This window comes from Streptomyces sp. NPDC056486 (assembly GCF_042795295.1).
Taxonomy (GTDB): domain Bacteria; phylum Actinomycetota; class Actinomycetes; order Streptomycetales; family Streptomycetaceae; genus Streptomyces.
In genome coordinates, this window is record NZ_JBHTSF010000101.1 from 1 (window position 1) to 24,024 (window position 24,024).

Annotated in this window: 26 protein-coding genes and 2 pseudogenes; 8 read left to right on the forward strand and 20 right to left on the reverse strand. The window is 68.6% G+C overall.

Annotated features, from left to right (window positions below):
* Window positions 1–68: 68 nt before the first annotated feature.
* Window positions 69–791, reverse strand: a complete 723-nt coding sequence (locus tag ACFQ7F_RS31010; RefSeq protein ID WP_383277397.1) for a PepSY domain-containing protein — start codon at window positions 789–791, stop codon at window positions 69–71.
* Between the two features lie 145 nt (window positions 792–936).
* On the opposite strand from ACFQ7F_RS31010, the gene ACFQ7F_RS31015 reads away from it, so the two are divergent.
* Window positions 937–1,605: a response regulator transcription factor gene (locus ACFQ7F_RS31015; RefSeq protein WP_383277400.1), complete on the forward strand. Its 669-nt coding sequence runs from the start codon at window positions 937–939 to the stop codon at window positions 1,603–1,605.
* Window positions 1,602–3,041: a sensor histidine kinase gene (locus tag ACFQ7F_RS31020; protein ID WP_383277403.1), complete on the forward strand. Its 1,440-nt coding sequence runs from the start codon at window positions 1,602–1,604 to the stop codon at window positions 3,039–3,041. Before ACFQ7F_RS31015 ends, ACFQ7F_RS31020 begins: the two co-directional genes overlap by 4 nt.
* 3 nt (window positions 3,042–3,044) lie before the next feature.
* On the opposite strand, the gene ACFQ7F_RS31025 is transcribed toward ACFQ7F_RS31020, so the two are convergent.
* The 4 genes from ACFQ7F_RS31025 to ACFQ7F_RS31040 all read right to left on the reverse strand — a co-directional run bounded on the left by ACFQ7F_RS31025 (window position 3,045) and on the right by ACFQ7F_RS31040 (window position 5,747).
* Window positions 3,045–3,521 (reverse strand): MarR family winged helix-turn-helix transcriptional regulator, encoded by a 477-nt coding sequence (locus ACFQ7F_RS31025; RefSeq protein WP_383277406.1) that lies wholly within the window; start codon window positions 3,519–3,521, stop codon window positions 3,045–3,047.
* Window positions 3,522–3,641: 120 nt separating this feature from the next.
* Entirely contained in the window at window positions 3,642–4,448 is an 807-nt protein-coding gene (locus tag ACFQ7F_RS31030; protein ID WP_383277495.1) for an AIM24 family protein, read from the reverse strand.
* Window positions 4,449–4,456: 8 nt separating this feature from the next.
* Window positions 4,457–5,107 (reverse strand): AIM24 family protein, encoded by a 651-nt coding sequence (locus ACFQ7F_RS31035; protein ID WP_383277409.1) that lies wholly within the window; start codon window positions 5,105–5,107, stop codon window positions 4,457–4,459.
* Between the two features lies 1 nt (window position 5,108).
* Window positions 5,109–5,747, reverse strand: coding sequence for an AIM24 family protein (locus ACFQ7F_RS31040; protein WP_383277412.1), 639 nt, complete (start codon window positions 5,745–5,747; stop codon window positions 5,109–5,111).
* Between the two features lie 173 nt (window positions 5,748–5,920).
* Here ACFQ7F_RS31040 and ACFQ7F_RS31045 point away from each other — a divergent pair, with 173 nt between their 5' ends.
* Window positions 5,921–6,271 carry a DUF3817 domain-containing protein gene (locus tag ACFQ7F_RS31045; protein ID WP_383277415.1) on the forward strand — a complete coding sequence of 117 codons (351 nt, stop codon included), beginning with the start codon at window positions 5,921–5,923 and terminating at the stop codon, window positions 6,269–6,271.
* A pseudogene (locus ACFQ7F_RS31050) lies at window positions 6,268–6,405 on the forward strand (MTH1187 family thiamine-binding protein); the annotation flags it as partial. The gene ACFQ7F_RS31045 and the pseudogene ACFQ7F_RS31050, both read left to right, overlap by 4 nt.
* A gap of 80 nt (window positions 6,406–6,485) precedes the next feature.
* Here ACFQ7F_RS31050 and ACFQ7F_RS31055 read toward each other — a convergent pair.
* The 13 genes from ACFQ7F_RS31055 to ACFQ7F_RS31115 form a co-directional block, all read right to left on the reverse strand.
* Window positions 6,486–6,710: a hypothetical protein gene (locus tag ACFQ7F_RS31055; RefSeq protein ID WP_383277418.1), complete on the reverse strand. Its 225-nt coding sequence runs from the start codon at window positions 6,708–6,710 to the stop codon at window positions 6,486–6,488.
* A gap of 2 nt (window positions 6,711–6,712) precedes the next feature.
* Complete coding sequence (locus ACFQ7F_RS31060; RefSeq protein WP_383277421.1) at window positions 6,713–6,961, reverse strand: hypothetical protein; 249 nt, start codon at window positions 6,959–6,961, stop codon at window positions 6,713–6,715.
* A gap of 249 nt (window positions 6,962–7,210) precedes the next feature.
* Entirely contained in the window at window positions 7,211–8,422 is a 1,212-nt protein-coding gene (locus ACFQ7F_RS31065; protein WP_383277424.1) for a helix-turn-helix domain-containing protein, read from the reverse strand.
* 842 nt (window positions 8,423–9,264) lie between these two features.
* Window positions 9,265–9,567 (reverse strand): hypothetical protein, encoded by a 303-nt coding sequence (locus tag ACFQ7F_RS31070; RefSeq protein ID WP_383277427.1) that lies wholly within the window; start codon window positions 9,565–9,567, stop codon window positions 9,265–9,267.
* 345 nt (window positions 9,568–9,912) lie between these two features.
* On the reverse strand, window positions 9,913–10,554 hold the full coding sequence (locus ACFQ7F_RS31075; RefSeq protein ID WP_383277430.1) for a hypothetical protein: 642 nt from the start codon (window positions 10,552–10,554) through the stop codon (window positions 9,913–9,915).
* Window positions 10,555–10,615: 61 nt separating this feature from the next.
* Entirely contained in the window at window positions 10,616–10,906 is a 291-nt protein-coding gene (locus tag ACFQ7F_RS31080) for a hypothetical protein (RefSeq protein WP_383277434.1), read from the reverse strand.
* Window positions 10,899–11,528 (reverse strand): hypothetical protein, encoded by a 630-nt coding sequence (locus tag ACFQ7F_RS31085; RefSeq protein ID WP_383277437.1) that lies wholly within the window; start codon window positions 11,526–11,528, stop codon window positions 10,899–10,901. The genes ACFQ7F_RS31080 and ACFQ7F_RS31085 overlap by 8 nt, the downstream gene beginning before the upstream one ends.
* A gap of 119 nt (window positions 11,529–11,647) precedes the next feature.
* Window positions 11,648–12,001, reverse strand: coding sequence for a hypothetical protein (locus ACFQ7F_RS31090; protein ID WP_383277440.1), 354 nt, complete (start codon window positions 11,999–12,001; stop codon window positions 11,648–11,650).
* The gene (locus tag ACFQ7F_RS31095) at window positions 11,998–12,255 is read right to left on the reverse strand and encodes a hypothetical protein (protein ID WP_383277443.1); all 258 of its coding nucleotides are present in this window, start codon (window positions 12,253–12,255) and stop codon (window positions 11,998–12,000) included. Before ACFQ7F_RS31095 ends, ACFQ7F_RS31090 begins: the two co-directional genes overlap by 4 nt.
* 89 nt (window positions 12,256–12,344) lie before the next feature.
* On the reverse strand, window positions 12,345–12,692 hold the full coding sequence (locus tag ACFQ7F_RS31100) for a hypothetical protein (protein ID WP_383277446.1): 348 nt from the start codon (window positions 12,690–12,692) through the stop codon (window positions 12,345–12,347).
* A gap of 200 nt (window positions 12,693–12,892) precedes the next feature.
* The gene (locus ACFQ7F_RS31105) at window positions 12,893–13,303 is read right to left on the reverse strand and encodes a hypothetical protein (protein ID WP_383277449.1); all 411 of its coding nucleotides are present in this window, start codon (window positions 13,301–13,303) and stop codon (window positions 12,893–12,895) included.
* Window positions 13,304–14,426: 1,123 nt separating this feature from the next.
* Window positions 14,427–14,726, reverse strand: coding sequence for a hypothetical protein (locus tag ACFQ7F_RS31110; protein ID WP_383277452.1), 300 nt, complete (start codon window positions 14,724–14,726; stop codon window positions 14,427–14,429).
* A gap of 92 nt (window positions 14,727–14,818) precedes the next feature.
* Window positions 14,819–16,207 (reverse strand): recombinase family protein, encoded by a 1,389-nt coding sequence (locus ACFQ7F_RS31115; protein WP_383277455.1) that lies wholly within the window; start codon window positions 16,205–16,207, stop codon window positions 14,819–14,821.
* Window positions 16,208–16,230: 23 nt separating this feature from the next.
* On the opposite strand from ACFQ7F_RS31115, the pseudogene ACFQ7F_RS31120 reads away from it, so the two are divergent.
* From ACFQ7F_RS31120 to ACFQ7F_RS31130, 3 genes and pseudogenes are all read left to right on the forward strand, one after another.
* Window positions 16,231–16,392: pseudogene (locus tag ACFQ7F_RS31120) on the forward strand (thiamine-binding protein); the annotation flags it as partial.
* A 235-nt stretch (window positions 16,393–16,627) separates the two neighbouring features.
* The gene (locus tag ACFQ7F_RS31125; protein WP_383277458.1) at window positions 16,628–18,484 is read left to right on the forward strand and encodes a glycosyltransferase family 2 protein; all 1,857 of its coding nucleotides are present in this window, start codon (window positions 16,628–16,630) and stop codon (window positions 18,482–18,484) included.
* Between the two features lie 3 nt (window positions 18,485–18,487).
* On the forward strand, window positions 18,488–20,446 hold the full coding sequence (locus ACFQ7F_RS31130) for a galactose oxidase-like domain-containing protein (RefSeq protein ID WP_383277461.1): 1,959 nt from the start codon (window positions 18,488–18,490) through the stop codon (window positions 20,444–20,446).
* A 31-nt stretch (window positions 20,447–20,477) separates the two neighbouring features.
* Here the strand turns inward: ACFQ7F_RS31130 and ACFQ7F_RS31135 are convergent, their stop codons facing one another.
* Both ACFQ7F_RS31135 and ACFQ7F_RS31140 read right to left on the reverse strand, forming a co-directional pair.
* Entirely contained in the window at window positions 20,478–21,509 is a 1,032-nt protein-coding gene (locus ACFQ7F_RS31135; protein ID WP_383277464.1) for a glycoside hydrolase family 6 protein, read from the reverse strand.
* A gap of 82 nt (window positions 21,510–21,591) precedes the next feature.
* Window positions 21,592–22,605 carry a DUF5937 family protein gene (locus ACFQ7F_RS31140; protein ID WP_383277467.1) on the reverse strand — a complete coding sequence of 338 codons (1,014 nt, stop codon included), beginning with the start codon at window positions 22,603–22,605 and terminating at the stop codon, window positions 21,592–21,594.
* Window positions 22,606–22,679: 74 nt separating this feature from the next.
* Here ACFQ7F_RS31140 and ACFQ7F_RS31145 point away from each other — a divergent pair, with 74 nt between their 5' ends.
* Window positions 22,680–24,017 carry an MFS transporter gene (locus ACFQ7F_RS31145; protein WP_383277470.1) on the forward strand — a complete coding sequence of 446 codons (1,338 nt, stop codon included), beginning with the start codon at window positions 22,680–22,682 and terminating at the stop codon, window positions 24,015–24,017.
* Window positions 24,018–24,024 lie beyond the last annotated feature (7 nt).

The window sequence follows — 24,024 nt, forward strand, 5'->3', positions numbered from 1 at the left end:
CCCCAACCGTGCGCGGCCCCCGCTGGGAAAACCCTGCGGGGCCCGCTCACCGGGGGGACGGGGGCTGATTAGTCGTCCGAGTCGTTGTCGTCGGAGCCGTCGTCGTCCGAGTCGTTGTCGCCGGAGTCATCGTGGCTGTCGGAGCGGTCAGCCGTGACCTTGCCCGACTGCAGGTCGACCTTCCAGTCGGACTCCGCACCCTTGGCGTTGGAGGTCTCGGCCTCCCAGGCACCGGCCGTACCGTCGTCGTCCAGGTCCACAGAGGTCACCGTGCCCTTGGCGGCGGCGGCCTGAGCCGCATCCTCCGCAGTGGTGGACGCACCCTTCAGCGCGGCGGCCACGCGGCTCGCGTCGCCGTCCTCGTCCTGCTCGGTGTGCGAGCCGAGGACCTTGCCCGTGCCGGGGTCGACCTGCACGCTGTGCCAGGTGCTGCCCTTGCCGAGGACGTCGACGTCCCAGACCAGGCCGCCGTTGTCCTCGTCGTCCAGCTCGGCGGAGACCGCCGTGCCGGACTGGTTCGCCAGTGCCGCCTTGATCGCGTCGGCCGCGGTGATCTTCGCGGCCTTCGCCTCGGTGGCGTTCTCCTTGGCGTCGTCCCGGTCGTCGCTCCGGTCGTCGTCGTACCGGTCGTCGTCACGGTCGTTGTCCCGGTCGCCGTCCTTCAGCTGGACGCTGGACTTCTTGGCGGCGGCCGACGACTCGTCGTCGCCGGTGTTGGCGAGCGCTGTCGCGGTGCCGCCCCCGACGAGGGCCAGGGCTGCGACGGTGGCGATGACGATGTTGCGCTTCATGAGGGGTTCCTCCCGAGTCGGTGGCTCTGCGGCCGGTGGGCCGCTGCCGTTCGCTTTCGACAAGAACCAATCTGGCTGAACGACCCTGAAGCCAGCCTGAAGCCGCCTGAAGAACTCTTCAGGTTCGTTCTGCGACCCTGAGCGCATGCGCCTGTTGATCGTGGAGGACGAAAAGCGGCTCGCCGTGTCGCTGGCCAAGGGCCTGACGGCCGAGGGCTACGCCGTGGACGTCGTGCACGACGGCCTCGACGGACTGCACCGGGCCGGCGAGGGAACGTACGACCTGGTCATCCTCGACATCATGCTGCCCGGCATGAACGGCTACCGCGTCTGCTCCACCCTCCGTGCCGCGGGACACGACGTACCGATCCTGATGCTGACCGCCAAGGACGGGGAGTACGACGAGGCCGAAGGGCTCGACACGGGCGCCGACGACTACCTCACCAAGCCCTTCTCGTACGTGGTGCTCGTGGCCCGCGTGAAGGCGCTCCTGCGCCGCCGCGGCAACGGCGGCCCTTCCCCCGTCCACACCCTCGGCGACCTCAAGGTCGACACCGCCGCGCGCCGCGTCTTCCGCGGCGGTGACGAGGAAGTGACGCTCACGGCCAAGGAGTTCGCGGTCCTCGAGCAGCTCGTGCTGCGGGTCGGCGAGGTGGTCTCCAAGGGCGACATCCTCGAACACGTCTGGGACTTCGCCTACGAGGGCGACCCCAACATCGTCGAGGTGTACATCAGCGCACTGCGGCGCAAGCTCGGGGCATCCCTGATCAAGACGGTGCGCGGCGCCGGATACCGCCTGGAGACCCCCCGATGAAGCGCTTCTTCAGCTCCGTAAGGGCGCGGGCCGCCACAGCAGCCACCCTCGTCGTCGCCATCGCGCTGGTCGCCGCGGGCGCCGCCGTGCTGCTCTCGCTGCGCGCCAATCTCACCCACCAGGCGAGCGGCCAGGCGGAGTCCGCCGCCCGCGGGGTGGCCTCACAGCTCGCCGGGAACGCGGCGTACGACGATCTGGGACTCGACGACGAGAACCGTCCGGTCCAGGTCGTCGACAGTGACCGACGGCTCGTCGCGGCCAGCGAGGACCTGGAGCGCATCAGCGGCACGGGAGTCGACGCCGTCAAGCCCCGGCCGGCCTCCACGCCTCCCAAGAGCGACGACGACGATGACGACGACGAGAGCGAGAGCGCGGGCGAAGCGCTCGAACCCGGAGAGATCTCCGAGGATGCGGCGCGCGTCACCACCGGCTCCGCCACCGTCGACGGCGAGACGGCGGACTACCGCTTCGCCGCGGTCGACGTGAACACCGAGAGCAAGGGTGACCTCACGGTCTACGCGGGCGCCTCGCTCGCCGCCCAGCAGAGCGCGGTGTCCACGGCGTTGACGTCCATGCTCATCGGGTTCCCGCTGCTGCTCGCCGTCATCGCCGGGGTGACCTGGCTCGTGACGCGCCGCGCCCTGCGCCCGGTGGACGCGATCCGCTCCGAGATGGCGGCGATCACCGCCTCCGAGGACCTCGCGCGCCGTGTGCCCGAGCCGGACACGCACGACGAGATCGCCCGCCTGGCCACGACCACGAACGAGACGCTCGCCGCCCTGCAGACTTCGGTGGAACGCCAGCGCCGCTTCGTTGCCGACGCCTCGCACGAACTGCGCAGCCCGATCGCCTCCTTGCGCACCCAGCTCGAAGTGGGCGCGGCCCACCCGGAGTTGCTGGACTTGGACGGCGCGGTCGAGGACACCGTACGACTGCAGGAGCTGGCCGCCGACCTGCTCCTCCTTGCCCGTCTGGACGCGGGCGAGAAGCCGGGCGGGGGGCAGGTCGACCTGGCGGCCCTGGCCCGCGAGGAGCTCTCGCAGCGCACACGCGACCGTGTCGACGTCCGGATGGATCTGACGAACGTCGAAGTCACCGGCTCCCGCAGCCAGTTGTCACGCGTGCTCGGCAACCTCGTGAACAACGCGCAGCGCCATGCCCGCTCGCATGTCACGGTGACCACCCGCACGGATGGCACGTGGGCGGTCCTTGAGGTGTCCGATGACGGAAGCGGCGTGGCGGAGAGCGAGCGCGACCGGATCTTCGAGCGCTTCGTCCGTCTCGACGACGCCCGCACCCGGGATGAAGGCGGGGCGGGTCTGGGCCTCGCCATCGCGCGCGATGTCGCCGCGCGCCACGGCGGGACCCTCACGGTCCGGGAGGCTCCCGGTGGGGGAGCGCTCTTCGAGCTCAGGGTCCCGGCCGTCTCCCGGTGAGGGTCAGGGCTTGCCCCGCTGGGAGCGGAGGTGTTCCGCGATGGGGGTCAGGGCCTTGTGGAGTTCGCTGAGCGCCTCGGGTGAGATCAGGTCGACGAAGTGCCGGCGGACCGAGTCGACGTGGTGCGGGGCGACCCGCTGCATGGTCTCCATGCCCTCGTCCGTGAGAACGGTGTAGAGCCCGCGCCGGTCGGACTCGCAGTTCTCCCGGCGGACCAGGCCCGCGTTCTCCATTCGGGTGATCTGATGGGACAGTCGACTCTTGGACTGCAGCGTGGCGGCCGCGAGGTCGCTCATACGCATCCGCTTCTCGTCCGTTTCGGAGAGATGCACGAGGATGTCGTAGTCGTTCATGGTCAGGTTGAACGGCTGGAGGTCCTTCTCGAGCTGATATGTCAGCATCCTGTTGACCTCCACGTGGGTGCGCCAGGCGCACTGTTCCTCGTTGGTCAGCCACTGCGGGGCCGTATCGGTCTCCATGGAATCGATTCTACCTAAGAAGTTGAAAGGTGAACGAATGTCGGTGTGTGACGCGCGCCTCGCGCCCCCCAGGTGACAGAGGGGCACAGACGTTCGCCGTCACACTCCGCAGACTACCGCTCACAGGCCGAAGCGACGCTGGAGGTCCCCCAGTTGTCCGGGAAGGCGCGGTTGTCCCGGCTGCTGGCCGTGTTGACCGGGTTGGCCGTGGTGCCCCGGTGTCCCCTGACCACCCGGCACGCCCGCCTGCTGCGGCACTGCACCCGTCGCCTGCTCGGTCATGAGCGCCTCCGAGGACTGCAGAAGCACCGTGCCCGCGCCCACGAACTCGAACTGGTGCTCCTCACCCGATGTCCCACCGATCCCGCTCAGTGCCCGCACGCCCCCGATGACTCCGGTCAGGTATCCGTGGTCGTAGTGATGGCAGGGCGAAGGGCAGTCGGCCCAGCCCACCAGGGCCTGTGGATCGACCCGGATCGGCGGCTCCATGAACACCACAGGACCGTTCGACGCGGCCACGAACTTGCCGGTCCCGATCAGGGTCAGGAAGCCCGGAACGATGGATTGCTTGAGCGCGAGAGTTGGCTGAAAAGCGAGGAGGTTGCCCGAGCGAATGGTCAGGTTGCCGTCTTCGAGGTCGTACGAATTCACGTCGAAGGCCCGGTCGGCGAGGAGCATCTTGCCCTGGCCGTCGGCCACGACCCAGTCGCTCGCGTGCAGGGGCGAATGAAAACTCGTGCGCACCAGGCGGTCCAGACGGCCGTGTCCGATGCCGTTGAAGTCGATCGACCCGTAGTAGGCGATCATCTTCCCCTTCTGCAGGAACCACTGGCTCCCCTTGAGCTCCACGCAGAAGGTGTACGCGTTCACGCTGTCGTCGCTCGGCAGCGACATCGGGTCGAGGGGCGCGGGTGCTCCCGCGGGCATTGAGGGGTTCACAGCTTCTCCTCCGACGCCTGGACGTACACCGCACCGTTTCCTGACAGCTCCAGCTGGAAGGCCTCGCCCGAGCCGCGCCCCACCATGTCGCGCCAGCCGAGGGCCGTGGAGAGCTTGTTGCGTACGTCGCCGTGGTGGGCCACATATGCCTGCGGGTCGACATGGACCGGGCGCTGCGGGGTGATCGGTACCTCGATGACACCGCCGTGCGCCATGACGGCGACCGAGCCCTGTCCCTTGAGCGTGGTCGTGAAGAGGCCCTGTCCGGTGACCTGGCCACGCACCATGCCCATGACGCCGCCCTGCGAGCCCATGAACATCGTGCCCTGCTGGAGCGTCCCGTCGAAGGCGAGCAGCCGGTCCGCCTCCACGTAGAGGGTGTCTCCGGAGAGGCTGATCACCTGGATGTGGTGGCCGCCGTGCCCGAAGAGGACGGTGCCGCTGCCCTCCACGGTCATCAGGGGGGTCGCCTCGCCCGCGACCCTGCGCCCGATCATCGAGCCAAGGCCGCCCTGTCCGCCCTGGATGCTGGGGGTGAACGCGACCTCTCCCTTGTAGGCGAGCATGGCGCCGCGCTGGCTGTACAGCCGCTGGCCCGGGAGGACGGTCGCCTCGACCATCCTTGAGTTGATCTCTCGGAAGGGCATGTCAGACGTCCCCCGCGATCGTGTTCCGCTCGCTGGGCTGGACGTAGACGAGTCCTTCGCCCTCGAAGCGGATCTGGAAGGCCTCGCCGCCGCCCTCGCCGAGCAACGTACGGAAAGTGACACCGGACTGGAGGTTCTGGCGGAGGTCCCCCTGATGCGCCACATATGCTCCCGGGTCGACCGTCAGGGGATACTGCCGGCTCACGCGCAGCACCACCGCGGGGCCATCGGACATGATCGCCGCCTGGCCCGAGCCCTCGACGGTCGTGGTGAACAGGCCGTTGCCCTGGGAGGCGCCGCGGACGCCGGTGAACTGTGTGCCGGTGCGCAGGGCCGCGTCCGTGCACAGGAGATTGCCTGCCTCGACGAAGAGCTTCTCGCCGCGCAGCTCCACGAGGTTGATCTCGGTCGCGCGGTCGGCGAACCAGCACGTGCCGTGCCCCTTCACCTCCATCACCGTCATCTGCTCGCCGGTGAGGCGGCGGGTCACCATCCCCCGTATGCCCTCGCCGCCGCCCGTCATCTTTTTGAAGGCCATCTGGCCGTCGTACGCGACCATCGAGCCGTTCTTCGCCTTGACGGCGTCGCCGGACATGTCCACGGCGAGCACCCTGCTGCCTTGCAGTCGGAACGTTGCCACGTATCGACGGTAGCCGTCGGATATGCGGTCGGAACAGGGCAACGGCCCCTGAGCGAACCCCGAGAATGCCCCGATGTCACAATGGGGGTCGCTTGTGCGCGCATTCACAAGATCGACAGATCGATGCCGTCGAGCGGCCCCGCCCCTCGCCCCGCCTCCTCCGAAGGTGATCCGTGGACATCAAGACCGCTTCTGCCCTGCACCGACTGCGCCTGGCCTCCATTCCTGAGGCGCTCTCCTTTCCGGCGCTGCTGATCTTCGGGACCGGTTTCCGCATCGTCTTCGACTACGACTCCCTGGTCATGCCGCTCGGCCTGATCCACGGTGTCCTGTTCACCATCTACGTGCTCCTGCTCCTCGATGTGTGGAACCGCGCGAAGTGGCCGTTCAAGCGTGTGGCCCTGTTCTTCGTGCTTGCGGTCCTGCCCTTCGGCGGGCTGTACGGGGACCGGCTCCTCAAGCGCGACGAGGAGGCCGGCGTGATCGCCGCCCGTGCCCGCAAGGAAGGCGTGGTCGGCGCATGATCGTCGCCTTTTCCGTGACTCCGCTGGGCGTCGGCGAGGACGTGGGCGAGTACGTGGCCGACGCGGTGCGCGTCGTCCGCGAGTCGGGTCTGCCCAACCGGACCGACGCGATGTTCACGTCCGTCGAGGGCGAATAAGGCAAGCCTGGAGTACATGGCATGACGAAGGCCCCCAGCGAGAGCCAGGGGCCTTTCTCGTGTGCCGCGCAGGGGCGCTAGTCGCGATGGACGCGCACGTAATCCGTGGAGACGATCCGGATGAAGAGGTCATGCTCTGTGGTTCCGCAGTGCTTCACGGCCCAGTCGTTAACCGACACCTGGTCCATCGACGGCCCGGAGTCTTCGTGACAGTCCTCCCTGGTACAGATCGCCAGATAGATCGGGCCAGAGCCGGGGATGCGCCGGAGCCTGTGAGCCACGAAGCGGTAGATGGAGCGCATGGTCACCCCTCCGCCGGAGGCAGGGCTTTAGGGGCCCTGGTGGGACCACAATCTGTCTCGCGGGTGTCTGCCTCCCAGAGGGCCGTCAGGCGTTGTCTGCGGGACTCCGCGATCCGGAGCACGTCGCCCAGGCTCTCCTGGAGAAGGACCACCATGTACTCCAGCTCCGCACGCGCGGACAGCGGGTTAGACCGGATCGCCTCCGACTCGATCAGGGTCTTCTCCGCCACGCCGATCTGGGCCAGCTCCATATGGTCCGCCAGGCGCGACATCAACCCGCCGGGGTCATCGGTACTGAGGAGGCACGGGCTCCCCGTCTCTGTCGTCCAGGGCAACAACCTGGGTGGCCGATCACCTCTGACGGCCTCCAGGTCCTTCTCCGTCGGTAATCCACTGCCTGACGTGGGCATGGTTGCGTCCCCTTGAATCGTCGCTGGGACGGCCAGGTTCACGTGACCATGCGAGGCGAGACAGGGACGCAACGTCCTAGTTTCAGGGCCTTAGTTGGTGACGCCCAGGAACTCAACGAGTTTGCGCAGGCCAGGCGGGTGTGACGGCCCCGCCCACAGGTCGCTCACTATGGCCACCGCCAGCGTGTGGTGCCGCATCCAAGCTGGGGCGATCTGTCGGAGCCTCTCAAGGGCCTTCACGGCCCCCTCAGCGTTCCCCAAGTCCGTGTGCGCGCGTGCCACGTCCAGGAGCAGCCACGTACGCCAGGAGGGCGGGGTGTCCCCGCTGAGACGCATCCCTTTCGCCAGCGCCAGGGCCTCCGCTGGGCGGTCGTGCTGGACGGCTAGACGAACGCGTTCGATGCGGACGGAGGACCGGCTGAACACAGAGACCATCTTGCTGTCCGCCGGGGGTGGCAGCGTGGCAAGGCGCTTCGTGGCGTCCTCCGCCGTGGTCATCATTTCGTTGGCCGTGACGTAGTCGCCGGAACGAGCTGCGGACGTGGCGGCGGACATGATGAGGCCACCCCAAACCCGCAGTCCCTCAGCCGACTTACCGTGATGCGTCTCGACCCCGTCAGCGGCGTAAACGGCCAGGTGCTCCGCGTCGTCCAGACGGTTCTGACGCTGGTAATTCCAGGCCACGCTGTTACTGACCATCGGAGCCAGGAGCGGGTCAGAGGAGTCAGCGGCAGCGTTCATAGCGCGCTCCAGGGCAGACAGCGCAAGGTCTGTCTTCCCCAGGCGGATGGCCAGGTGTCCAGCTAGTTGAAGCGCCTTCCCCAACGCTGCCTGTCCTGCGGCCCGATCGTCGACGTTGCCCACAGCGGAGGCGAAGCGGGCGTCATTGATGATCTCCGGCAACACGACCATGAGGCGTCCGAACTCTGCTCCGTGGTACAGCGTCCAGCCGTCTGCGATCTCCCGCCTGAGGAGGGGCAAGGACAGCCGTTCAGCGCCGTTCGGCTCCCGTGGTGGCACGAAGAGCGGCGGCATGATCGCGCGACGTACAGCGACCAACTGAGGAGGGTCAGCCTCGCCGTTAGAGGGCACGCCGGGCGGGTCCCCCAGTAGAGCGGTCAGCTCCACCCCCAGCCCGTTAGACAGCGCGTGCAGCGTCGGCAGGCGTGCGCTGTGCTTCCGCCTCTGCTCTAGCTTCCTGATCACGTCAACGGACACGTCGGAGCGCTCCGCCAAGCCTTCTTGCGTCAGGTCTGCCAGTCGCCGCAGACGCGCCAACTTGTCGCCCAGGTGCTCAGCCATGCCTCCGAGAGTACGACGGCCAGGGCGGGGTGTCCGGCCGCTGGCGGATAGCGGACAGAACGACAGAAGCCCCATCGGCCAGCCTGCGGACAGGCGGTCGATGGGGCTTCGTCTTGTCCGGCCAGGCGGACATCATGAACGGGCAGGGTGGCCAGGGGTGCGGACAGGCTCCAGCGTCTGGCCGGACAGCGGCATAGGAGCGGCCAGGCTCTCCCGCTGGCGGCGGCCATGGAGCTGGTCCTGGTGGACGTTGCCGATCGTTGTCCGTGGCGCCTGACCTGGGTCTTTCCTGAGGGGGTCTGTCGTTAACGACTGTCAGCGGTCAGCGTTGCGCCAGTCGCGGACAGCGTGGTGGACAGGTGACCAGCCGTTGCGGCCAGTCTCCCCGGTCAGGACGGACAGCGGGCAGGGCGAGGGGCCTGGAGGCGGACAGCGTTCACGGCCTGGCCACGGGTGGCGGCCATCTCCCGGCGGACTGTCCGCAGTAGAACCAGGATCTCCGCGCCGGTCGGCAACGGCTCCGCTGCCTGGGCGGTCACGCGGCACGCTCTGCGCACAGGGCCAGCCACTCGTCAGGCGACAACCAGCCGGAGTCACCACGGATGCGCCACCGGTTGGTGTCGTGATCAACCAGGAGGCGGGGCGTCGGCCAATCCGCCGGATACGTTCGCCAGTCCAGGCCTGCCGTGTAGAGAGTTGCCTGTCGTGCATACGCGTCGTGGTCGTATCCGTCGCCAGACTCCAAGAGGGCCAGTCGCTCCGTCAGACTGGAGGGGCGGGGGTCAGGGATGCCGCCGCTACGCGGTTGGGTGGCCGCTTGCTTGCGCTGTGCGCGCTGGCGCTCACTTGCCATCGGGCTCATCTCCGATCGTGACGCCCATGCGGGCACGGGAGGCTGGCGACAGGCCCAGGGAGTCCGCCAGGCTCTTGATCTCACGGATCGTGGCGGCTGTACCGGAGCCGTTGAACAGTGCCGCCTCCAGGTGGACGTACGCAGCGACCAGGCCCAGCTCACTCTCCGACCAGAGCCACGCCACGGCGGAGCTGAACAACTCCTCCCAGCGTCGCTGTTGGTCATCGCTGAAGTTGGCGCCAGGTGGAGCGGGCGGAACGGGCAGATCACAGATGATCGGGAGGCGAGTCACGGAGCCTCCGCCGGACCTCGGGGTACGTCGGGTTGCTTGCTTCATGCCAGGTACTCCGGGCATCGGGTGGCCTCCTTGGTCGGTTACGGTGCGTTGCTGAGCGGGCAGCGGGGAGGGGCGATCGGAGGCGCCCGGAAGTTGATTCACAGCGCAAACCTCTGACCGCCCTCCTCCGCGTTCCCGCCCTCCGGTGGGTCAAGGTCCCTCCCCCACCCCTCTGGCCTGCGAAGATGCGATGCGCAAGCATCTGACCTGCGGTGATGCGACGTCGTCACGCATCGTCAACGTCATCGCGTGTCAGGCATCGGGCCTGGGTCCTGGTCGCCAGCGATGCGGGCAAGGTGTTCACGACTCGCGGTCGTTCCATCCGCCTGGCTGTGTGCGTGCCGTGTGCTGGTCGTGGTGCTGCTTCGTCATGGCCCGCAGGTTCGTCCAGTCGTGGCCACGCGGACCCAGCGGGCCCAGACCATCCATGTGGTCAACGACCTGGGCGGCGGGCCGGAGCGGCTCGGGTACCTCCAGGCACTCAGGGCACTCGCAGTAAGGGTGGTCCTTCAGGAAGGCGCTGCGCGTGCGCTCCCAGCGGGCGTCATAGCCGCGCTGACGGGCCGTCCCGCGTCGCTGACTCGCGGCACGCGTACAGCCAGGGCAGCGGCCGGACACGACCAGGCAAGGGCAACCAGCGGTGGGGCACACGGCAAGAGCCTTGCCACGCTTCGGAGTCGCCGGTTCGCAGACCCCACATGGAGGTGAGCCCTCCTCGTCCGCCGAAGGCTCCGTAGGGGCCTGCGAGGGCACGGGGGAGGCTGGCGAGGCCTGGGGAGTCTGGGGCGCGTACAGGGCGCCAGGGAGGCCGTCCAGGGCCACGACCAGGCCAGCGCGAATGAGGTTCACGGCGACGGCTTCCGGCACGTCCAACTCGTCGCCAGGGTCATAGACCTGGCCGCCCAGTTCGAAGCGGCGGGCCATGCCGACACGGAGTCTCACGGGGCCTCCTTCGAAGGCAGGGCGGGGCCCAACTAGCAGTCGGGCCCCGTAAGTTGAGGACTTAGGCCATGCGGCCCAGGAGGGCGTCCAGGCGGCCCTCTGCCTTCGCCTTGACGATGTCCGCCGGGGACGCGTCGGCCAGGTCCGCACGCGAGAGCTGGCCATCGTCGGCAGGCTCCGCGCCATCGTCGGCAGGCTCCGGAGGCTGGTCCCGCTCGATCAACGTCAGGATGTCGTTCACGGTCGCCTCCGGACGGTTGAGAAGGGCGTTCAGGCGACCGGAGCGACGGGCAGTCTGGATCTCCTCCGGAGCCATGGACGACAGGTCCGCGCGAGTCAGTTGCTCAGACACTGGTGTCCTCCTGATCGGCGCCAGGCGCGTTAACGGCGCGGAGCCAGTGGCGGGCAAGCTCCGACTGGGTCTCGTCCATGCGCGTGGACATCACGAATCGCGGAGCGTCAACCAGCGTGCGCACCTTCCCGGCGCGCTGTAGACGCACGTAGGCGGTCGTCTGAACCAGGCCCCGGAAGCGACCCAGGGCGGTCCTGTATGCAGTCTCGGCGGCGCGCATCTCCGCCTCCGCCTCACCCCGCAACTTGTCGACCGCTTCGGCCGTTTCGGGAAGCGCCGTAGCCCACGCGCGGAATACGGCAGAGTCAGCGGCCCTGACCTTCTCGGCCAACGCCTTGACTATGCCCCTGGCCACTGGCTGGAGTCGGCTGACACGGTCAACCTCGCTGGGCAGCTTGGTCAGATCCTCGCCAGCATGAACGGCCGCGCGAGCGGCCTCCTGGTCACGTTCAGCGGCACGATCAGCGGCCCCATCGTCGAGCACATCGATGAACTCCATCAGCTTGTCGGCGTACTCGTCGTACGCCTTGTCGCGAACCTCGCTGGCCTTCACGACAGCGGCGGGCATCGGGATGTTGCGGGGCAGGAAGTCAGGGGCGTCAACCTGGTAGGGCGTGAACATGGTTAGGGGTCTCCATTCAGGGTGTGCGTGGGGAGTGGCCAGGCGCGCGCCTGGCGGCCTGGATGGGCCCTCCAGGGGTTCGGATGCCTGGAGGGCGTTAACGGGGTCGTGCGGGGGGTTTACGGGCCGCAGTTAAGGGCCTGGTCGATGCGCTGCGACAACAGGTCCTTCAGTGGACCCGTTTCGAGAGGAACTGACGCCAACAGCCGTACGCCTAGGGCGAATTGCCTGTCAGGGTTCACGTTCGGATCGTCGCTGCGGCAGACACGCACGCCAGACGATCGGATGATCCGCTTGACCACGCCGAACGGGACCCCGTCAGGGCCCATGCGGTGCTTCACGACCTTGAAGACGTCGCACAGCAAGGCGTCATGGCCAGGCGCTGGCTCCAGGATCTCGCCCAGGATCTCCGCGACCGGGTCGACGAACGGGAGGTCACCAGGGAGGAGCCAGTCAGGAAGTGCGTGGTTCACGCTGCCTCCTCGCGCAGACGCTTAGCGTCCAGGTACGCCCAACGGCGGATGCTGGCTTCCTGACTGCGTGTCTGAGCGTCGAGCAGCTTCGAGAGGACCTCTACCGCGTCCAGGTCGACGTCCCCAGACGCGTTCAGCTTCACGGCCAGGCCCGTGATCAAGTCCCGGACTGACTGGCGCTGGAGCGCGTCCGGCGAGGGGGAGCGCTGGGGCATGTCAGCGGGAGTGGGAGGGGCGTACAGGGCATCGGGCATCGTTAACTCCAGGGAGCGTGTAGGCGCCTCATGTGAGGCGTCTGGTCGCTCCCCAGGGCTCGCCCCACGGAGGGACGAGCCAGGGAGGTTCAGCGTTGAACGCGGCCGTCTCGGACCATGCGCCGAATCAGGGCGTCCGCAACCTGGCGCATCGTCGGTGCCCGGTCAGGCACGCCGTGCCCGGCAGCGACGGCCAGGCCAGCGCGGTAGCAGGTGCGCCGGATGTCAGCGGGAAGGGCGTCACAGCTCACGTCGTCGTTCGTGAACACCCACGGCTCATCCGGCAGGAAGGCCAGGGCCCGCGCGAAGAATGTGTCCACCCACCAGGCAGCATCGTCCGCCAGGTCCTCCGTGGAGGGCGCCGGAAGAACCAGATCGTCAACAACAGGCGCGGCAGGCTCCGGAGCAGGCGCGGAACGGCACTCCGGCTCGTTCACGCATCGATCCATGACTGCTCCGATCAGGCGGCCAGTCGGGCGGAGGCCCTGGGCACTGGCCTGTCGGATGGCCGCAACGCGGACCCTGTCGGGGTCAATGCGCTCACCATGAAGCCAGGCACGCTGACCGGAGACCCAGCCGAAACCCTCCTGCCGGAGAGCGCTCACGATGGACGCGACGGCGGTAGCAGTGCCGGTACTCACTTGGCGGCCTCCTTCTTCGCGGCACGGCTGGCGGCCACGCGGCATCGGGCGGAACAGAAACGCTTCGGACGGCCGGAGCCCTTGTAAGGGATCTCAGCCGTGCATGTCGGGCCATCGCAGAGGGCGGAGTCACGGACTTCGCGCCAGTAGTTGATGACGTCGTCCTGACGCTCCTCTGCGGCCTCCTGGGCGTCGAAGCACGCGTCCCCGCGCTCGTTATCCACGCCGTAACGGCACACGCGCTGGCGTGCGTTGATCGGCTGGAAAGGCTGACCGCACAAGCGACAGTCACGGAGGGGCAGCGGCTTGCCGTACTGCCGCAGACGGCAGGCGTCAGAACACCACTGGCGTTGACGGCCAGTCAGCGGGGTGTCACAGCCGCCGCAGTGCGTTTCGTACATGGTCATAGGTGATGCCTCCTGGCAGGGAAGTCTTGAGAAACGAAAGAGGCCCCAGCCGCACAGCTCCGCTGTCTCCCCCTGCCAGGTTCAGAGACACGGACCCGTGCGACCGGGGCCAAATTGCGCGATTTGTAGACCGCAGCGCGAAGCGGTTGTCAGTGGAGCGACTGGAAGTCCTGGCAGGGACAGCCGCGTGAGTGGAGCTGGAAGGATGACGAACCTGGGCCAGGCGGCCCCTACGGCGGAGAGCACCCCAGCCGCATGACCCAGGAGACAAAAATGGGGCCGCTGGCCCGCTTCACGCCCCCTGGTAGGTGGGACGGAGCAAGCCGAACGGCCCCAAGAATCTGTGTGCGGCCAGTGCCTACCAGGCGCCGCGTGCGAGGACAGGTGAACTGCCCTCACCACTGACCGGGGAGGACGTCCCCTAGGTATGCGAAGCAGCCTTTTGACCTGCGGCGATGCCGCTCCTGGAGATCAAATTGCGACCCCTTGCGTTGGGCGTGTCGCGGCTCCTGGCCAGTCGTAAACGCATCCCAGCCAGGCGCACGGCCCTGACTGCGGACCAGGGCGGCGGGGCAGCGAGCGAGACAGGAACCACGGAGGCAGACGCTCGGCCAGGCGGCTACGTGCGTTTACGGGAGCGGGGGCCAGGCGTCCAGGGTCGCCCTGGGTCTGGCTGGCGGGAGGCGGCGGAGGGCGGGGTACGCCAGGCCTGGTTACGTAATCCGAGAGAACACGACTATGGGGGGTTAAGCCTGTAGAGAGTGGTTGCTGTGGGGGGAACACCTATTAGTAGTTTTTTCTCAAATTACGTAACAAAAAATAGAGCCTTTACGCTGTTTTCCCTGGTCAGGCTGAGTGCGGCCCACTCCTCCGCTGTGAGACGCAACGCGACGGACCATCGGATTACCCTGCCCCGATGCCGTCTACGGCCACAGGAGGAGGCTCCTGACAGTTAGGGGCCCACCCAGGCCTCCAGGGTGCGGCAGGAGGCTGTACGGCGCCTCCAGGGCATCGCTGGGGCACGGTGGAGCCGCGCACACGACGAAGGCCCCCAGCGAGATGCCAGGGGCCGTGAACGTCGGAAGGGTCAGGGTCTATCGGTGGTGGCGGCCAGCGGCCTCCGTCAGGCGGCGGCCGACAACGCTTCCGGTACGTGGCCGCACAACCCGCACTCTGCGAACAGTTCCGGCGCACCCATCAAGACGGCTTGCGCAGCCTCCAGGCGCTCCACGCGGGCCCGCATCCGGTCGGTTCCCTGGTCGCTGAGAATCAGGTCCCAGAGTGTTCGTGCCATTCTTTGCAGCTCCAGAAGTTCCTGAATCCTCAGAACGTGCTCTGTCGGCGTACCGGGCATTACGTAGACGTGGAAGCCGCGCTCTGACGTGGCGCTGGGGGCGGTCCGGATCATCGCTGCGTCGGGCATGATGGTGACTCCTCAGTGATGGGGACGCCGACCCGGCTCGCTCGCCAAAGTTGGTCCGGGTCGGCGCTAATGAATCTTTGTCCCGGGGGGTGCTACTCCCCGGCTTCCCGGAGTTCCTCCTCCAGGGCTTCCAGCGCGGCCTCCTCCGGGTCCTCCGGCCCCCAGCCCACGGTCAGACGGTCGGCCAGTTGCTTCGGATGGAGCGTCACCCGCAACCCCATGCCAGCCAGGAGGCGCGATCGGGCAGGTGCGTCGTACGCCTCCCATGCCTGCGCCATGGTCCGCCCAGTAGCCACCTGGACTTCCCGGACGTCGGGGTCATGTGCGTCCCGCAGACGTGCGTACGTGCCTTCCAGGTCCTGGGCCAGGCTCTCCAGGCTTCCCAGCATGAGTGGGCCAGCCGTGGCCATGCGTGCGGCCAGCCGCTCCGCCTGTTCCTTCGCTTCGATCATCTCGGCGGAGAGGTCGTTGCCACCTTCGAGCCGAACCACGGTCTCCGCGTAGGTCCCCCAGGTGGCTAGGAACTCCTTCTCCACACGCTGGTCCAGGGTCTCCGCGTAGATCGTGACGTGACCCGCCTTGCACTTGTAGAGGCGCACGCCCTTGTCACTGCCCCCACCATTCAGCGGGCCCGCGCACTTGTAACACCAGCCCATACCGGCGCACATGTTCGCTGCGTGGCTAGGAGCCCGGTCAACGCCTGTAGCCAGGTCGTTCATCCGCTGGCGGACGGCCAGAAGCTCAGCAGCGCTGAGGATCGGCTCCGCGAACTGAACGGGCGTAATGCCGTCAGGCTCACAGACCAGGGCGCCCTTATGTACCCGTTGCCCCCGGAACGTTGGCGCCTTCAACATGCGTCGCCACTGAGGTTCGGACAGTCCGGTCAGGCGTGCGGTACCGGCCACCGTGGAGCCGTTCACGAGAGCATTCACAGCGTCGCGGACCTTCGCGGTCTGGTCCGGGTCCTGCTCCAAGTACGCGGCTCCGTCCCGACGGACGATGCGATATCCGAATGGGGCACGCCCCGACGACCATCGACCCTGAGCGCGACGCGTGGCGTGGCCGTCCGTGATGCGAGCCGCGATCATGCCGCGCTCCCACTCCGCCAGGGCCGCCAGGACGGTTGCGACCATGCGGCCGGTCGGCGTGGTGGTGTCGATGGCGTTGTCGGTCGTGGCCAGGGCCGCGCTGTGCGCCTCCGCCCAGGCGACCAGGCGGAGGAACTCCGACACGGACCGGGCGAAGCGGTCCAGCTTCCACGCCACGATCACTTCCGGACGGTCGGCCATCAGGGCGGCCATGCCCTTACGCAACTCCAGCGGCTTCGCGCCGGATACGCCAGCGTCCGGGTACTCCACGGCGTCCGCCGGGTCGTGGCCGTGCGCCTCCAGCCAGCGGTGTGCAGCGGCACGTTGTGTGTCCAGGCTGGCGCTGTCGTCTGACTCGCGAGAGAGCCTGAGGTAGATAGCGATCGTCGTCATGTGCTCGAAGCTACCCGCGTTCCGGCGAGTGGGACGAGGTGATGGACGTCGTCAAGCGCGCCGTCGCCGCGGTCGAGGCGCGGGCGCCGCGTGTCTCCGTGGTCATGAAGGCGGACATCCGCCCCGGGGTGAGCGACGGCCTGACGTCGAAGGTCGAGACGGTGGAGCGGCACCTCTCCGAGTAGCCGCCCCATAGCGCGAAGAGCCCCTGCCGAGGTCATCCGGCAGGGGCTTTCTTCATGCCTGCGCCCTCAGCAGTCGCGTCCCCACCCCGCAACCGCAGCCAAACCGTTCACCCTAAAACCGCTCGCACGGACGCATCTGGTTCGACACGCCGAGGAAACTCCCCTTTTGTGAAGTTATCGGCTAGTTCGTCTCTGAACCTGCCAGACCCAGATCACCCACGACCTGGAGGGCGCTGTGCGGCCGGAGGGCTACGACTACGACACCCACAGCACACTCGCCGGACCACTCACCGAGCCGGACGGCGACGGCAGCGGAAGGGACGGCAGCGGAAGCGACGGCAGCCGAAGCGGCGACGGCGACCGCTATCAGGTGCAGTACACCGCGCTTCTCTCCGGCGAGCCCCACCGAATACGGGCCGTCATCCTGATGACGCTCGCGCCCGTCCTCACCGGCCTCCTCCTCGTCTACCTCGTCTGGCCGACCCACTGGACCGAACGCGAGGGCGCCGACCGCTGGCTCATCGGTCTCGACGTCACGATGCTCGTGGCCATCGGTCTGATCGAGCTCTTCATGCTCGTCAACGTCATCTCGATCGCCCACGCGACGATGGTGGCGAGGGACCCGATCCCGGTCACCCCCGAACCCGGAACCCACGTCGCGTTCCTCACGACGTACGTCCCCGGCAAGGAACCCCTCAGCATGGTCCGCGCCACCCTCGAAGGGGCCAAGCGGATAGAGCACACAGGACCCCTCGACGTCTGGCTCCTGGACGAGGGCGACGACGTCGAGGCCAAAGCGCTCTGCGCCGAACTCGACGTACGCCACTTCACCCGCAAGGGCGTCCCCGAGTGGAACCGCGAGAAGGGCGTCCACAAGGCCCGCACCAAGCACGGCAACTACAACGCCTGGCTCGCGATGCACGGCGGCGACTACGACTTCTTCGCCTCCGTGGACACCGACCACGTCCCGCTCCCCAACTTCCTCGAGCGGATGATGGGTTACTTCCGCGACGAGGACGTGGCGTTCGTCGTCGGGCCCCAGGTGTACGGGAACTACGACAGCCCCGTCACCAAGGCCGCCGAGTCCCAGCAGTTCCTCTTCCACGCCCTGATCCAGCGCGCGGGCAACCGCTACCGCGCGCCCATGTTCGTCGGCACCAACAACGTCGTACGCATCAAGGCGCTGCGCCAGGTCGGCGGCCTGTACGACTCCATCACCGAGGACATGGCGACCGGATTCGAGCTGCACCGCCACAAGAACCCCGCCACCAGGCACCACTGGCGGTCGGTCTACACCCCGGACGTGCTCGCCGTCGGCGAGGGGCCCGCCTCCTGGACGGACTTCTTCACCCAGCAGATGCGCTGGTCGCGCGGGACGTACGAGACGCTCTTCAAGCAGTACTGGAAGGCACCGTTCACGATGCCGCCGGGACGGCTCTTCTCGTACACGATGATGCTCGTCTACTACCCCATGACGGCGGTCAACTGGCTGCTCGGCGTGCTGAGCTGCGTCCTGTTCCTCTGGTTCGGCGCGTCCGGCACACAGGTCGCCGCATCGGTCTGGCTGATGCTCTACAGCGACGCGGCAGCGCTCCAGATCGGCCTCTACCTCTGGAACCGCCGCCACAACGTGTCCCCGCACGAACCGGAGGGCTCCGGAGGCCTCGCGGGCATGGCGATGTCCGCGCTCTCCGCACCCATCTACGCCAAATCGCTCGGCGCCGCGGTCCTGCGCCGCCCGAGCCGCTTCGTGGTCACCCCCAAGGGCGGCGACGCGAGCCCCGACCGGGTGCTCACCTTCCGGATCCACCTCTTCTGGGCGGCGGTCCTCGCCAGTTCGCTCGTCGCCTCGTTCGTGCTCGGCCACACCCATGTGGCGATGCGTACCTGGGCCGTACTCGCGATGGTCATCTCGCTCGCCCCGGTGGCGATCTGGAGCTTCTCGCTGCTCAGGGAACGCAGGGCGCGTGGCGAGGCCCGCCGGCAGGCGCGGCAGCGCGGCAGGCAGGACGCGGAAGGCCTGGGAGCCCCGGGCGTGGACGGCGAGCCGGAGCCGGCGTTCGCCACCGGTACGACGACAGGAGGGAACTGACCCATGGCTTACCGGCCCTCTCAGCGCACCAAGAAGACGCTCCTGGGCGTCGGCGCGGGCACGCTGCTCGTAGGACTCAACGCCCCGGCGGCACTCTCCTTCGCCGAGGAGAAGTACCACGCCTACGAGATCGCGCAGCCCGGCTACAAGGCGAAGTACGGCTCCTGGAAACAGATCGGCATCCCCGAGGAGTTCCGCACCAACGCCATCCACGCCGCGCTCCTGCACACCGGCAAGGTCCTGATCGTCGCGGGCTCCGGGAACGAGCAGAAGAAGTTCGACGCCGGGTCGTTCGACACGATCCTCTGGGACCCGAAGGCCGACACCTTCAAGAAGGTCGCGACCCCGGAGGACTTCTTCTGCTCGGGCCACGCCCAACTCCCCGACGGCCGCCTCCTGGTCGCGGGCGGAACGGCGCGCTACGAACTCCTGGACGGCGAGCTCAACCGGGCCGGCGGCGGGATGCGCGTCAAGAACGAGAACCCCGACAAGACCCTCGTCCTTAAGAAGGGCACCCGTTTCCGCTCGCCGTCGGGCGTGGAGTACGTGAGCAGGTTCGACGTCAAGGTCCCCAGGGCCGAGCGGGACTACGAGATCACGTACTCCAAGTCCGGTGCGATGCAGCCCTGGAAGACGACGGTCAAGGCGAGCGAGGCGCGCGTCTTCGTCGAAGGCGCGAAGGAGGGCGAGGAGTTCGTCACCAAGAAGGCCGCGCAGTACGAGATCGAGGGTCTCACCGGCAAGGACGCGGACAACGCGTACGGGATCGCCGAGAAGATCACCATGGACAAGCAGGACTTCCAGGGGATCAAGGCGGCGTACGAGTTCGACCCGAAGGCCGAGAAGTACATCGCCGTGGACCCGATGAAGAAGGCCCGCTGGTATCCGACGCTCGTCGGTCTCGACGACGGCAAGGTGCTCGCGGTCTCCGGCCTCGACGACGTGGGCATGATCGACCCGGGCGACAACGAGATCTACGACCCGAAGACGAAGAAGTGGACCAACGGCCCCAAGCGCTACTTCCCGACCTACCCGGCGCTCTTCCTCACCAAGGGCGGCAAGCTCTTCTACCCGGCGTCGAACGCGGGCTACGGGCCCGCCGACAAGGGCCGTGAACCCGGCCTCTGGGACCTGAAGACCAACAAGTTCGACAAGATCCCCGGCCTCGTCGACCTCGACCAGACCGAGACGTCCGCCTCCCTCCTGCTGCCCCCCGCGCAGGACCAGAAGGTGATGATCATGGGCGGCGGAGGCGTCGGAGAGTCGGACAAGGCGACCAAGCGCACGGCCGTCGTGGACCTCAAGGAGGACAGCCCCGCCTTCAAGACCGGGCCCGAACTCCCGCAGGGCACCCGCTACCTGAACAGCGTGATCCTGCCGGACGACTCGGTGTTCACGTCCAACGGCTCCGGGGACTACCGGGGGCGCGGCGGGAGCAACATCCACAAGGCCCAGTTCTACGACCCCAAGAGCAACAGCTTCCGCGCGGCGGCCTCCCCCGAGGTGGGCCGCAACTACCACTCCGAGGCCCTGCTCCTGCCCGACGGCCGCGTCGTCACCTTCGGCTCGGACCCGCTCTTCGACAACCACGAGAACACCAAGCTCGGCCACTTCGAGCAGCGCATGGAGGTCTTCACGCCGCCCACGCTGCACAAGGCGGGGGAGAACCGTCCGGTCCTCGGCGAAGGACCGGAGCAGCTGGCGGCGGACGGCCGCGCGACGTTCCGTACGAAGAGCCCCGGGAAGATCGCATCGGCCCGTCTGATGCGTCCCAGCGCGGTGACGCACACGACGGACGTCGAGCAGCGCTCGATCGCGCTCGGCCTCACCAAGGGCAAGGGCTCGGTGACGGTGGACGTGCCCAGGGGCGACACCGCCCTTGTGCCGCCGGGCTGGTACATGCTGTTCGTGACGGACCGGGACGGCTCGTCGTCAGAGGCGAAGTGGATCCACGTGAAGTAGCCCCTGGAGAGGCGGTCAGACGGTCAGGTGGTCAGGTGGCCTTGGCGTTGCGCGCGAGACCGAGCGCGTAGTCGGGCCACCACTGGCCCGCCGCCGGGCCGCCCCTGCACGGTCCGTCCGAGTCACCGGGCCGCTTGATCCACAGGACCGCGTCGAGCAGCGCCTCACCGGTCTTGTCCGTGGGCGGGGTGCCGAGGCCGCGCCCCGGCGGGTTGCACCAGGCGTCCTGACGGTCACCGGCCAGCGGGCCCTTGCCGTTGCGGCTGGTGTCCATCACGAAGTGCTTGCCGCCGACGATCCCCGAGAGGCCGCGGCCGTACGCCTTGATGGTGTCGTCGTCCTGGAAGTTCGACACGTTCAGCGAGAAGCCGTCCGCCTGCGCGATCCCGGCCTGCTGAAGCGGTTCGGCGAGCTTGCCCGCCTGGGTGATCCAGCCCGGGTTGCCCGCGTCCAGATAGACCTTCACCTGGGGCTGGCGCTTGAGCCGCTGGATGGCGTCGGAGAGCAGCTGGTAGCGCTCGGCGTGGTACTCGGCGGGAGTGCAGCCGTCCGCGATGTGCGGGATCGCGTCCGGCTCGAGGACGACGACGGCCGACTTGTCGCCGACGGCGCCCGCGAACCGGTCGATCCACTGCCGGTAGAAGTCCGAGCTGTGCGCGCCGCCCGCGGAGTGCTGCCCGCAGTCGCGGTGCGGGATGTTGTACGCGACGAGTACGGCGGTGCGGTCGGCCCGCGAGGCGCCGTCGACGGCCGCCTTGATGTCCGGGGCCGGGTCGTCGCCCGCGGGCCACACGGCCATGGGCTGCTCGGAGATCCGCTTCAGCGCGTCGGCGTCCTGGGTGCGGCCCTCCCGCTCCCACTGCCTGACCTGCCGGGCGGCGGCGCTCTGGGGGTCGACCCAGAAGGCGTTCTGCGGGGCGTCCCTGGCGGCGTCCGTGGAGGGACCTGCCTCGGAGGCGGTCCTCTCCTTGCCCTGCGCGCCGGAGTCGGCGGAGCACCCCGCCGTGAGCCCGAGGGCCGTCAGGGCCGTGAGTGCGGTGATCGTACGGAGCAGCGGGTGCATCCAGCCCCCTTGGGCGACGGTGAGCGGCAATCGTTACATAACGGGCGAATCGCCCTTGGTTACGACACCGGACCGGGCCCCGTCAGATACCGCCGTCGTTGCCGCCACCTTCGCCGCCGCCCCCGCCCGCCAGCGCGATGCCGAGCGGGGTGCGCTCGTAGAGCACTTGGTGCCCGTACCGCCGCGAGACAAGGAGCCCCGCGCCCCGCAGCGCGGTCAGATGCGCGGAGACGGACGACGGGGCGAGCCCCAGGCGGTGCGCGAGCGCCGAGGTGGTGGCCGGGTCGGTGAGCGCGGCGAGGACGGACGCCCTGCCCCGGCCCAGGAGCCGTACGAGCGCCTCGGAGGTGCGTTCGCTCGGCTCGGTCCACAGTCCGGCGATGCCGCGGGCGGGATAGACCAGGGTCGGCTGCCACGGCGGGTCGTGGCCGCCCACCACGTCGGGCCAGGCGAAGACGCTGGGCATCAGGACGAGGCCCTGCCCCGCCAGATGCCGCACATGGTCCGCCGACCGCGCGACGGTCAGCGTCTCCGCGTCCCAGGTGAACCTCGGGTCGATCTCGGCGACAAGCGCGCCGAGGCCGACCTCCGCGAGCCGCCGCGAATGGAAGGCGATGTCCGCCTCCAGGAGCGCGCGGAGCCGGGGCCAGTCCGGCTCGACGAGGGTGTGCCAGGCGGCTTCCATGGCGTCGGCGAGATCCCGTACCGCGCGTGCGGGATCGGCGAGCAGCGCACGCCCCTGCGGCGACTCGGCCGCCCCCGCCGTGCAGGCGAGTCCCCGCGCAAGTTCGTCCCGTGCGACCTCGGGGGTGGCCGCGCGCACGGCCGCGATCTCTTCCTCGAAAGTGGCGGCGGGGCCGATGGGGGGAGGGCCGATGAAGTCCGGGCTGTAGCCACGCTGCGGCATGAGCAGCCACAGCGCCTCCAGTTGGAGCCCGGCACCCGCCCCGCGGATCCGCCGCAGCCACTGCGGGTGGTAGCCGTGCCGGTCGGGCCGCTTGAGGGTGCGCACGGCTTCCTGCGTCTCCCACAGGGGCGATACGGCGAACCGGCAGCGCAGGAGATCGTCCGGCCCGAAATGCAACCGGTTCGGCACGTCCCCACCCCCCCATGATTCGCCTGTCGCCGAAACTCTAGGGCGAGAGGCACGCGCGCGTGCAGGGTGCGGGCATGCCCGAAGAGAACCCCACGGCCCCCGAACCCGAACCCGAACCCGAATCCGAACCCACCGGCTACCTCCGCCTCTTCACGATCCCCGAGTTCCGTGCCGTCTTCCTCGCGCACGCCCTCTCGCTGCTCGGCGTCGTCGTCAGCGAGGTCGCGCTCACCGTGCTCGTCTACGGGCTCACCGGGTCGCCACTGCTCGGCGCGCTCACCTTCGCGCTCGGAATGCTGCCCTACCTCGTGGGCGGAACCCTGCTGTCCGGGATCGCCGACCGGTATCCGCCCCGGCGGGTGCTCGTGCTGTGCGACGTGGTGTGCGGCGGGTGCGCCGCCCTCATGGCCCTGCCCGCCACACCCGTCTTCGGACTGCTCGCGCTGCGGTGTGTCATCGCCGTCGTGTCGCCCGTGTTCAACGGGACGCGGATGGCGACCCTCACCGACATCCTCGGGGACGGCGACCTGTTCGTCCTGGGGCGTTCCCTGCTCCGGATCGTCTCGCAGAGCTCCGTACTCGTCGGGTTCGGGCTCGGCGGCGTCCTGCTCACCGTCGTCGCGCCGCGCGGCGCGCTCCTCATCACCGTCGGTACGTTCACCGCGTCCGCGCTGCTCCTGAGGTACGGGACGAAGCGCAGGCCCGCACGCGGCGGCGGCGGTTCCGCCCTGGTGCGGTACTCGCTCAGCGGAGCGGGGAAGGTGCTCGGCGACCGGCGGATCCGGGCGCTGTTGCTGCTCCTGTGGGCGCCGCCGATGTTCATGGTCGCCCCGGAGGCGCTCGCCGCTCCGTACGCGGACCAGATCGGCGTCGGCGTCGCGGGCGTCGGGCTCCTGATGTGCGCGCTGCCGGTCGGCACGATCGCGGCGGAGCTGTACGCGGGGTCCGCGCTCTCGGCGACCACGCGGGCCCGCATCGCCCTGCCGCTCGCCTCGTTCACGCTGCTCCCGCTCACCGTGTACGCCGTCACCCCTGGCCTCATGTGGGCGATGCTCGCCCTCGCTCTCGCCGGAGCCGGATCCGCGTACACGCTGGGCGTCGACCGGTGGTTCGTCGACGCCGTACCGCAGGAGCTGCGGGGGCGGGCCATGACCGTGCACACGGCGGGGCTCATGACGATCCAGGGGGTCGGGATGGCGCTCGCCGGGCTCGCGGCGGAGTTCTTCGCGGTGAGCACTGTCGTCACGGCATCGGGCGTGCTCGGCACGGTCTGCTGCCTCGCCCTGGCCGCCGAGGTCCGCGCCACGCGCCGTACGCGTACGACGGGCGGCGGATCCCCCGGCCCACTCGATCCACGGGAACGGGCGACCGAATTTCGAGACGGGGCTGACCAGCATGTGACCGGCGGGTAAGGTCTTT